At 40.1% G+C, this 9,924-nt stretch carries 8 protein-coding genes and 1 pseudogene; 6 read left to right on the top strand and 3 right to left on the bottom strand.

Annotated elements, in window-relative coordinates; genetic code table 11:
* Positions 1-261 precede the first annotated feature (261 nt).
* Together chlG and F6K22_RS11305 are read right to left on the bottom strand one after the other, a co-directional pair.
* Positions 262-1,254 (bottom strand): chlorophyll synthase ChlG, encoded by a 993-nt coding sequence (gene chlG / locus F6K22_RS11310; protein ID WP_293097184.1) that lies wholly within the window; start codon positions 1,252-1,254, stop codon positions 262-264.
* A gap of 499 nt (positions 1,255-1,753) precedes the next feature.
* Positions 1,754-2,848 (bottom strand): Get3/ArsA fold putative tail anchor-mediating ATPase NosAFP, encoded by a 1,095-nt coding sequence (locus F6K22_RS11305; protein ID WP_293097181.1) that lies wholly within the window; start codon positions 2,846-2,848, stop codon positions 1,754-1,756.
* 403 nt (positions 2,849-3,251) lie between these two features.
* Between F6K22_RS11305 and F6K22_RS11300 the strand changes: the two genes are divergently transcribed.
* From F6K22_RS11300 to F6K22_RS43455, 3 genes are all read left to right on the top strand, one after another.
* Positions 3,252-3,518: a hypothetical protein gene (locus tag F6K22_RS11300; RefSeq protein ID WP_293097178.1), complete on the top strand. Its 267-nt coding sequence runs from the start codon at positions 3,252-3,254 to the stop codon at positions 3,516-3,518.
* A 323-nt stretch (positions 3,519-3,841) separates the two neighbouring features.
* Entirely contained in the window at positions 3,842-5,002 is a 1,161-nt protein-coding gene (locus F6K22_RS11295) for a pyridoxal phosphate-dependent aminotransferase (RefSeq protein WP_293097175.1), read from the top strand.
* 12 nt (positions 5,003-5,014) lie between these two features.
* The gene (locus tag F6K22_RS43455) at positions 5,015-5,410 is read left to right on the top strand and encodes a Rossmann-fold NAD(P)-binding domain-containing protein (RefSeq protein WP_293097172.1); all 396 of its coding nucleotides are present in this window, start codon (positions 5,015-5,017) and stop codon (positions 5,408-5,410) included.
* 19 nt (positions 5,411-5,429) lie between these two features.
* On the opposite strand, the pseudogene F6K22_RS11285 reads toward F6K22_RS43455, so the two are convergent.
* Positions 5,430-6,574 (bottom strand): annotated as a pseudogene (locus F6K22_RS11285) (RNA-guided endonuclease InsQ/TnpB family protein).
* A gap of 302 nt (positions 6,575-6,876) precedes the next feature.
* On the opposite strand from F6K22_RS11285, the gene F6K22_RS11280 reads away from it, so the two are divergent.
* The 3 genes from F6K22_RS11280 to F6K22_RS11270 all read left to right on the top strand — a co-directional run bounded on the left by F6K22_RS11280 (position 6,877) and on the right by F6K22_RS11270 (position 9,554).
* Positions 6,877-7,980 (top strand): methyltransferase domain-containing protein, encoded by a 1,104-nt coding sequence (locus tag F6K22_RS11280; RefSeq protein ID WP_293097169.1) that lies wholly within the window; start codon positions 6,877-6,879, stop codon positions 7,978-7,980.
* A 783-nt stretch (positions 7,981-8,763) separates the two neighbouring features.
* On the top strand, positions 8,764-9,045 hold the full coding sequence (locus F6K22_RS11275) for a class II aldolase/adducin family protein (protein WP_293097166.1): 282 nt from the start codon (positions 8,764-8,766) through the stop codon (positions 9,043-9,045).
* Positions 9,000-9,554, top strand: a complete 555-nt coding sequence (locus tag F6K22_RS11270; protein WP_293097164.1) for a class II aldolase/adducin family protein — start codon at positions 9,000-9,002, stop codon at positions 9,552-9,554. Before F6K22_RS11275 ends, F6K22_RS11270 begins: the two co-directional genes overlap by 46 nt.
* Positions 9,555-9,924: the final 370 nt, after the last annotated feature.

Genomic DNA, 9,924 nt, shown 5'->3' with positions numbered 1-9,924 from the left:
TATTATTTTATTTTGTGAGATTATTTCCGCCTAACCCACCCTACATCTACTTCTTCCTTCCTACTTCTTCCTTTTTACCTAATTAATAATTCGCGCCTTGAAGCCTCCCCTTGGATAGGGGAAAAAAAGTGCTAGGATATTTCCCGTTCTTCAATTCCCGTACGGTTTTAACCTTCTTGTAATTATCAATTACCCATTATCAATTATCAATTAATGAATTCTTACTTCTTCCTTACTGATAACTGATAACTGATAACTGAATTAAACTCCTGCATGACCTAAAGCTAAACCTGTAATTAACATACCTAATACTAAAAAAGGTTGAGCGCTTGCTTGATATTTCACATCATTTTCTAGAGGGTTTCTGAGAAAATACATATCCTGAAAAGTAATCTGAGGAATTACCATTAACAATAAAATCACAGCATACAAATTTTCTTGAATGCTAATTAAATAAGCTGCAACTCCAGCTTGAAAAATATCAATCATTAATACACATATCCAAGCAGCAGTACCAATACCAAACATAACTGGAAGTGACTTTAAACCTAACTTTTCATCTCCTTCTACACTCTTAAAATCATTAACTACCGCAATTCCTAATCCAGCAAAACTATAAAACAAAGTCAGAATTACAATAGTTAAATTTAACTCTCCAAATAAAGCATGACCAGTCCACCAAGGCAAAGCAATATAACTAGAACCCAAAGCATAATTTCCCAACCAACCATTTTGTTTTAACTTCAGTGGTGGTGCCGAATAAATATAAGCCAAAAATGCACCAAACAAACAAAGCATAGTAATAATTGGAAAATCGTGACCAGCAGACAAATCTAGGAGATACGATAAACCAACTCCTGCTAGTAACAAAACAACAATTTGAGTCACAACTTGAGGAATAGAAATTGCACCAGAAGGAATAGGTCGATAAGGTTCATTAATAGCGTCTATTTCCCGGTCATAAAAATCATTTAAAGTTTGTGTATAACCAGCCATTAAAGGTCCCGCTAATAACATACAAGCAGCAGACATCAAGAAATTTTCTAGATTCCAAGTGTAGTTTCCTGAAGATGCAGCTCCACAAACTACTCCCCAGATTAAAGGAATCCAAGTTATCGGTTTCATTAATTGCAAACGGATTTTCCAAATATTAGTTTCTCCACTTGCAGCACCTTTCATTCCTAATAATTGTCTGGTTTTAGCAGTGCTATTTTCAACTTCTTTTTGTTCTTGTTTTTGTTCTTGATTAGTCATTTGAATTTAATTATTTTGATTAGTAAAAGTAATTTGTATAGAACACGCTTCCAAACCAAGAAACCGGGTTTATTGCAAGATAATTGCAAATTTTAGTTCATCAACCCTGTTTGTGCATAAGTCCTCTTATACACCTTATAGCCATTTTCAGGTCAATAAACAACATAAAAAAATGATAACCCTGTAGGGACGTTGCATGCAACGTCCCTACTTTGTGGCTTACTCAAATGAAAAGCGCCATAAAATGTTTTGTGATTTGATAACGTCCCTACAAGATCAGGACTTACGCAGAACCACCATATCTTGTAGTGGCGATTCGCGAATCGCCACTACATATAGCGTATGATTCGATATTTTGCGTAAGTCCTGAAGATTTTAGTTTTGACTGTGTGGTTAATATCTCTGAAAATCACTATAAAATTTTGAGCAAAGCAAAAAATCAATCTTTTTTACTACTCCCCATCACCCCATCTTCCCTACTCCCTACTGCCTACTCCCTCTAAAAAGAAATAATCAAATAATCATTTTGGAACTTTGCACCACGAACAGGTTTTCCACTCAGGGGTGGAGGAAGGAAAATATTTCTTCTCTGGTCTCCCGCTTCAATAGTTACCTCTGGCCCATTAGTCGTAAGTCCAATTTGTTTTTTGTCAAAGCTAGGCAAGAATAAACTGACTTGACTTTTTTCAATATCTATGATAATTGGTTTAGGAGCCTTAACTGCTTGACTAAAATCTGGCAGAGCATCCATTAGAGGTTTCCAGTCTTCAGTAGAACGACGGGGAATCGGAGCTACGGATAATGGTGTAAATTCAGCAGTAATATTATCTACCAAGTCTGCTTGATTGAGAATTACCCCTCCTACAGTCAGATTAACTTGTTGAGCACTTCCCCATAAATATCTTGCCGTGGCGATCGCTGCTTTATCATCTGTAGTAACCAAATATGCTGCTACCCTATTTGGGTCAGCTATAGTAGATTTGGCATTATCTAATAGTTCATTAATTTTTTCAGTGGGTTGAGAAAAATTATCCCCTGTCCAATCAACATTCAGAATAGCACTACTAATAGGTTGAACAAATGGAGAAATAGCTTTGTAGAGGTCTGAGTCCAGAATAACTTGACGGAAGCGACGAATATACCAACTCATAATTTCTGCCGAACCCAAAAGTCGTAAAGTCTCCTTATCTCCCGTGCCATCGTAAATAATTACATCATATTCCCCACTAGCACTATATCCCCGCATAACATTAATGGTCAGAATTCCTTCTACTCCTGGTAATACTCCCAGTTCTTGACCATATACATTTTTAAAGAAGGGTGTACGGAGATATTCAGCTTCTAATTTTTTCAATTCCTCCCAACCACTTTCTAGTAAACTTGCTGCCTGAATATTGACTGCTTTGAGATTTGAGTCTATTTCTGTAGGTTCTGGACCAATATTTGCACCTAATATTAAAGATAATGTCGAAGCAGGTTCTTGTCCTACAAATAATACTCGTTTACCTTGGCTGGCGTATCGTTTGGCAGTGGCAAATGCAATAGTTGTTTTACCCGTGCCACCTTTACCCAAAAATGTATAAGTAATGGTCATTTCAGTTATCAATTATCAATTATCAGTAGTAGCGTGTCTAGGCTAAAATTGTGGGAAAACCTAACCCCCGAACCCCCTTAAGTGCAAGGGAAGGGGGGCAGTATTCTCCCCTCTCCTTGCACTTAAGGGGTCGGGGGAGAAGTCTTCATTGATTCAAATTTACCCACATTTTCAAGCTAGACACGCTAGTAGCTCCAGCTAAAGCCAGAACCTTGAAATACTAAAGTTTATTTTTTTCATCCTATATCCGAGGGAATTATTTTTTGGTCATTAATCCATCTATCAAAAGTTTAGAATCAAGGCACATTTACATTTTGTAATTATTTTAATTATTTAGTTTACTTGACAATGATACTTTAAGCTATAGTTAAGCGTCTGATATTGAAATTAATATATTTGTCTGATGTCCCAAATCTATACCAAAGATTTTGAAGTTCAATGTCCTCCACAACAACGGACTTGGAGAAAAATTGCCCAATTTCTTGGGAACCTTCCCTTACCAGGAATTCCCATTCGTTTGATTTTAACTAAGGTAGAAAAAGACACCCTCACTTTTGAATCAAGCTTTATTGATACAGACAGAAAGCAGGTAAGGAAAATTACAATCAAGAATGGCATACACGATGCGTTTTGTAGATTCCCAAGCTCGCTACTCAAAAATTTTCCTTGATGGTCTATACTCCCTGATCAAATCTAAAGGTGATGATACTTTAACTTCCTTTGGTTATAAATTAACTGACCTTAAGGATGGTGATTTAATCTCTAAAAGTAAATTTGTTTAATGCTAATGAAATTTACAGGACTTACGCATGAGGCACGAAAAACTCGGGTTTGAGATTGCTTCCCTGTCGGTCGCAATGACGAAAATATGTTGTACTGCGTAAGTCCTAATTTAGTAGCATTCATGACAGTTTCCTGTGAAGACTAAACTAATGAAAATATAAAAAAATAAACTGTTTCTAACCTAAATAATCCCATAACTCCCTTTAATCCATGCCAAGCCCAATACTGACATTTCCGCCCATGGGAATTGACAAGATTTCGACTCTGTTAGCTCGAAACCAATCCCACTGCCGACCCATTTCTCTAGCTTTTGGTCAATCGGACTTCCCGATTCAAAAATATCTTGACCTGACTTTACAGGCAAAAGATCTAGAAAAAGTACTAGGTTACGGGGATATTGCCGGACAAATGTCACTGCGGGAAAAAATTAGCAGCTTTTACGCCTCGACCTTAGGTGTGCATCTCCCAGTGTCACAGATATTGATAACTGATGGGGCGACTGGTGCATTAGTCTTGGCCCTGGGGCTGTTGGTGCGCCCAGGTAGCAAAGTCATTATACCGGCGGTTGGATATGCGGCCTATCCGCGAATTGTGAAGATGTTTGGTGGCATTCCGATATCGGCACCCCTGGATGCAGAGTTTAACCTATTACCTGACCGACTGCCGGATTTGATAACTGCCAAAACCGCTGCCATAATCGTCAACTCTCCGGGAAATCCCCACGGAAATATAGCGAGTTTGGAAATACTAGCAGAAATTGCTTCATTCGGTATTCCAGTCATTTTCGACGAAGTTTACCAGTTAATGACCTTTGCGGGGGATTTCGCTCCCAGTGGGACGCAACTGTCTGGGGAACATTTCGTTGTCAATGGATTTTCCAAGTCCTTTGCCGTTCCGGGATTGCGTATCGGTTTTCTGATTGTACCGCCAAGCCATGCTGAAGCTGCCGAGAGTGTGAAAGTCCTGTTGAATATTTGCCCGAATCTGATGGGACAACTGTTGGCAGAAAGACTGCTAAAGGCTCATCAAAGCTACTTGCGTTCCTGCCACAATTTCTTCTTGGCCACTTGCGATCGCTACTATGTCCCAGCACTCAGAAATTCCCAGGCTGGATTTTATGGCATCATACAACTGCCTGAAGGGATGGACTCCATGACAGCAGCATCGATACTCGCCAAAGACTATGCAGTTGCTACTGCTCCGGGAAAGGATTTTGCTGAAACCGACCCTGGTTTTTTGCGCGTTAACTTTACTAAAAGCGGTCAAGATGTGTCCGAGGGAGTAAGGAGGATAGCAGAATTCCTTGCAAAAGTCAACCCTGAACACTTGCGATCGCATTCCCTTGGTGTTTCGAGCTTAAGCTTGAGTTAACGGCAAATGCAAATGAATATGACAGCACTACTACTGGCAAACATTGATTTAGAGGAATTATTTGCACAATTAATGGCAGAGTTGAAGAAACGCAAGCCCAATCTAGATTTACGAATCTGGCCGGAATGCGGGAAACCTGAAGAGATTGAGATTGTGCTGGCATGGTGTCCCCCACTGGGAGTGATGCAAAGATTTCCCAATTTGAAGCTGATTATATCCCTAGGAACCGGCGTAGAAGGGATTTTAGTAGACCCTGACCTGCCCGATGGCATCCCAATTGAGTGCATTAGATTCGGGTCAAATTGTCTGGGCCTGTTTGGACGTATTTCATCAAGAACCCTTGCCAAAGGACGATCCTTTTTGGTCTCATCCGCGCATTATAGTAACTGCTTCATAAAACCGATATAAAACGTCATATAGCGACATTTTAATGTTTACTTCCTGCTGTACGGACGTTGCATGCAACGTCCCTACTGTCGGCAGCACTCCGTCCACAGGCATTAACGGTCAAGCCGACCGCATTTCTTAAATTAATACTTGCATTCAGATCGCGGTCTATAGATACCCCACAATTGTCGCAGTCATAAGTTCTCACATTTAAGGGCATATCTTGGACATGACCGCAGTTCGAGCAAGTTTTTGATGATGGAAAGAATCTATCAACGACTACTAATTCAAAGCCGTACCAGTGAGTTTTATATTCAAGCTGTCTCCGAAACTCATAAAAGCCTTGGTCGGCTATAGACTTAGCTAGCTTGTGGTTAGCTAACATACCGCTAACATTCAAATCTTCGCTTGAGCAACAACGCTGTGGTTTTTAGCTAGATATGTTGTCAATTTATGAAGTGCATCTTTGCGGATATTAGCTCCTCGTCTATGGAGCCTAGCTATCTTCAGTTGTGCTTTTTTCCAGTTAGCAGAGCCAACCTTTTTATGACGATGTAGGTATTGCAGCCGAGACAACTTAGCTTCAAATCTGTGATATGATTTTACACTTTTAAATACTTTCCCATCACTTAAAGTAGCTAATGTTTTTACACCTAAATCTACACCGATAACATCAGTTTTTTTTGGTGTAGTGTGAGGATGAAATTCATAGCTACAGCTAAGATACCAATCACCCGCTTGTCTACTAATAGTCATTTTTTGAGCTGTTGCCTCAATGGGTTCATAAGTTTTGACCACACCAATAAAAGGTAATTTATGATTCCACCCGTTTAATTCTATTGGCTTTCCAGAATTATCAATTGTGAAAGAATCATGTTTACCTTTTTTCTTAAACCTTGGGCGTTTACCCAACCCTTGAAAGAACCTCTTAAATGCTTCACCTAAGTTGATGAAAGCATATTGATAAACTTTAGATGACAAGTTTTTCATCCAAGGATAAAGAGGTTTGGTATGATTGGTAAAAACCTCTCTAAGCTTACGGACATTTGGCTTATAACCATCTCTATAAGCAGCATTCCACAGACTTAAACCCCAGTTATAACACCAACGTGAATAGCCAGCGTGTTGAGCCATCAGAGTTTTCTGTTTGTTATTTAGTTTCAGCTTTGTTCTAATGGATTTCATATATGGGTGAGTGCAACTTGTCTAAAAGTATGCTTGTTAACGTATTATATCGTTATTCTCTGATTAAGTCAATGCTCCCTATATCGCTGCTATAGGTCAGGCTGAAGAGTTTGCCGTTAGTATTCTGGATGCAATCAATTGCAGTCGCGAGGGAAGACCGTTGAAGAATGCAATTGATCGAAACCCGGGTTACTAAGTCTTAATTTTGTGTTTGCTCAATAGTGGTTAAATCTATGCCAAAGTAAAGACTTTTTGACGATCGACTAAATTCATCTTAATTATACAAGAAAAGGAGCTATTTTATGGAACCAAAACAACTTCGTGAAGCCGAGAGGGCTTTCAAATATTTTGATTTGTATGGCTCAATGCGAGGGCACAAAATCATAGTAGAAGATATGGCAAGGATGGAAGCCTATCACTCAGCGATATTCAAGAACAAGTCGGAAATGATTGCGGACAAGGTTATCCTTGATGTCGGTACTGGAACAGGTGTATTAGCTGTTTGGGCGGCTAAAGCTGGTGCAAAACGTGTTTATGCTGTGGACGCCAGTAATGCAGCTCAACTTGCCAGACGGTTAGTCCAGTCGTCAAATCTGTCAGATGTGGTGACAATTATCCATTCAAAAATAGAGGAAGTGGAAATACCTGAACCCGTAGATGTAATCGTCAGCGAATGGATGGGCTGCTTTTTGCTCAAAGAATCGATGTTTGATAGCGTGGCATATGCTCGCGACAAATGGCTAAAACCAGGTGGATTGATGTTGCCTTCCCGTGCCACAATTCTCCTTGGACTTTACGCACCAGGGAATGATAGCGATCGCACCAATGTTGTCAAGTTAAAGTTGGAAAAAGAGATAGCAGAGTGGAAGGAAACGGTTAGTAATCTTCAGAGTCTTGATGTGGACTACTCCGGTTTCACAGATGAACTGGTGCAGGATTTGTCAGACTACTTTTTGAAAAATAATATCCGCGTCAACTATTTGTCCCCAAACAATCTCGCCTCGACACCACAGAAAGTGCTTGAGTTTGACTGTGCCACTGTCGATCCGACCACACTCGTCCAGTTCAGCCAAGATTTCAACTACAGTATTAGTAAGCATGCTGAAATTACAGGATTTCTCGGCTGGTTCACGACAGATTTTCCCAACGGAGTCGTTCTCGACACAGGACCTGGACCAACTTACAACCACTGGGGACAATACCTATACCCCCTCCAAGAAAGTTTCAAAGTTGCACCAGGCGATCAGGTGCTGGGAACAATTACTGTTGGCCGATATCCGGATGAGCCGAGATTTAACATCATTGAGTTCAAATACCAAGTTGGCAAGGTTCCAGAGCATACTGCCCTGTTCAATATGGGGAATGTACAACACCTGGATGAGGGGTCGAAAACCCTTTTACACTAGGCGTAAGCCCTTACTCTGAGGGGGTGTGACTACCACTGAACAGGTAAAATATCCGACTTAGCGTGATTGTGAGTTTATTGAAATCTTGGAATCGATTGCTACTAAGAGCTGCTAGTATCCTAGATGCGATTAATTGCAGTTACAAGGGAAGACCATTGGAGAATGCAATTGATCGAAACCGGGACTACTAAGTCTTAATTGGGTGTTTGCTCAATAGTGGTTAAGTCTATGCCAAAGAAAGACTTTTTGACGATCGACTAAATTCACCTTATAGCAGTTTTCATTAACATAGAGTACAGAAATTTTGGCTTAAAGGCAGAAGGCAGAGAGAGGGCAGAAGTTTTGTAGTCTACCTTTGTGAAAACCGCTATAATTATACAAGAAAGGAGCTATTTTATGGAACCAACACAATCTCCCGAAGCCGAGAGGACTTTCAAATATTTTGATTTGTATGGCTCAATGCGAGCGCACAAAATCATGCTAGAAGATATGGCAAGGATGGAAGCCTATCACTCGGCGATATTCAAGAACAAGTCGGAAAGGAATTACTAATTTTTCCTGTGCTGGCTTCTATCGGTTAATTATCTTATTCAGAGGAGATTATGTCTTTTCTGGTAAAATTTAAAGGCGATGGTACTTTAACTTCCTTTGGTTATAAATTAACTGACCTTAAGGATGGTGATTTAATATCTAAAAGTAAATTTGTTTAATGCTAATTAAATATCGTGTCTTATAATGTTTTTCGTAACTACTAAATTAATGAAAATATAAAAAAACTAAACCATGAATGTCAAGACAAAAAGTTCTAACCTAAATAATCCCATAACTCCCTTTTATTCCGAAGAAGAACGAAATTTGCGCATAGAGCTTGCTGCTGCTTATCGCTTGATTCACCATTATGGGATGACAGACATGACCTACACCCATATTTCCGTGCGTATTAAAGAGGAACCACCAATATTCCTCACTAATGCCTATGGTATGATGTTCGATGAAATATGTGATCAAATTTGGTTCCAGTGGATGCTAATGGCAACAAAATTAACCCGGCAGACGCGGAAGTAAATCCTGCTGGATTTACGATACACAGTGCTATTCATTTAGGTGGCCCTAATGCCCATGTAATTATGCACACCCATACTGTTAGTGGCATGGCTGTTGCTGCGATGGAAGAGGGTTTGTTGCCTCTTAACCAAATTTCAATGCAATTTTATAATCGAGTTGCCTACCATGATTATGAGGGTATCTCACTCGACCTGGATGAGCGAGAAAGACTGGTGGCATCTCTGGGAGACAAGAAATGTTTAATCCTCCGTAACCACGGTCTTTTAACTGTAGGTGAAACAGTTGCAGAGGCATTCTACTATATGTACTACCTGAATAAGGCGTCCGAGATTCAGGTTAATGTATTAAATAGCAACGCCAAGCCAATTATACCATCACCTGAGATTTGTGAACATACAGCAAAGCAGTTCCATGGTCCATTCCTACAGGGCAACAAAGAATTCCAACTCGTGTGGGAAGCTAATCGCCGTTTGCTCGATCGCGTAGATTCTTCCTATATTGATATTTGACCAAAAAATAAGGTGTAATATCATGTCCAGTTGAATACTTATACTTTGGAGGAGGTAAGGCAGAAGGCAGGAGGCAGGAGGCAGAAGGAAAGAAAAGGTTAGAAGGGAAAAGGTTTTTTGATGAGTGATTATCCGGACATGATATAATATAGCATTTTCAAGGATAGTGAGGTACAAATGTTAAAGATAATACCTTTGTAACACAGGCAAGATGCCTGTGACAGGTGTACCTAACTGACTTGACATCCTCCCGACGCTGCTATACGCGAGACAGCGCGGGATTCCCTAACATCACTGATAGGGGCTTTCTGCTTCTAACGCACCTGCCTCCAAGGCCGAACCTCTTTCCGGTCTAAAGGCGCGCTCCACA

It is taken from the genome of Okeania sp. SIO2F4 (assembly GCF_010672385.1).
Taxonomy (GTDB): domain Bacteria; phylum Cyanobacteriota; class Cyanobacteriia; order Cyanobacteriales; family Microcoleaceae; genus Trichodesmium.
Note: the sequence above shows the minus strand (reverse complement) of the source record. Positions and strands in the feature narration are given on the sequence as shown.

Bases quoted from the DNA above. Each gene is read 5' to 3' on its own strand.
- F6K22_RS11275 (WP_293097166.1), top strand. From the start codon at position 8,764: ATGAATGTCAAGACAAAAAGTTCTAACCTAAATAATCCCATAACTCCC.
- F6K22_RS11295 (WP_293097175.1), top strand. From the start codon at position 3,842: ATGCCAAGCCCAATACTGACATTTCCGCCCATGGGAATTGACAAGATT.
- F6K22_RS11300 (WP_293097178.1), top strand. From the start codon at position 3,252: ATGTCCCAAATCTATACCAAAGATTTTGAAGTTCAATGTCCTCCACAA.
- F6K22_RS11305 (WP_293097181.1), bottom strand. From the start codon at position 2,848: ATGACCATTACTTATACATTTTTGGGTAAAGGTGGCACGGGTAAAACA.
- F6K22_RS43455 (WP_293097172.1), top strand. From the start codon at position 5,015: ATGAATATGACAGCACTACTACTGGCAAACATTGATTTAGAGGAATTA.
- chlG (WP_293097184.1), bottom strand. From the start codon at position 1,254: ATGACTAATCAAGAACAAAAACAAGAACAAAAAGAAGTTGAAAATAGC.
- F6K22_RS11280 (WP_293097169.1), top strand. From the start codon at position 6,877: ATGGAACCAAAACAACTTCGTGAAGCCGAGAGGGCTTTCAAATATTTT.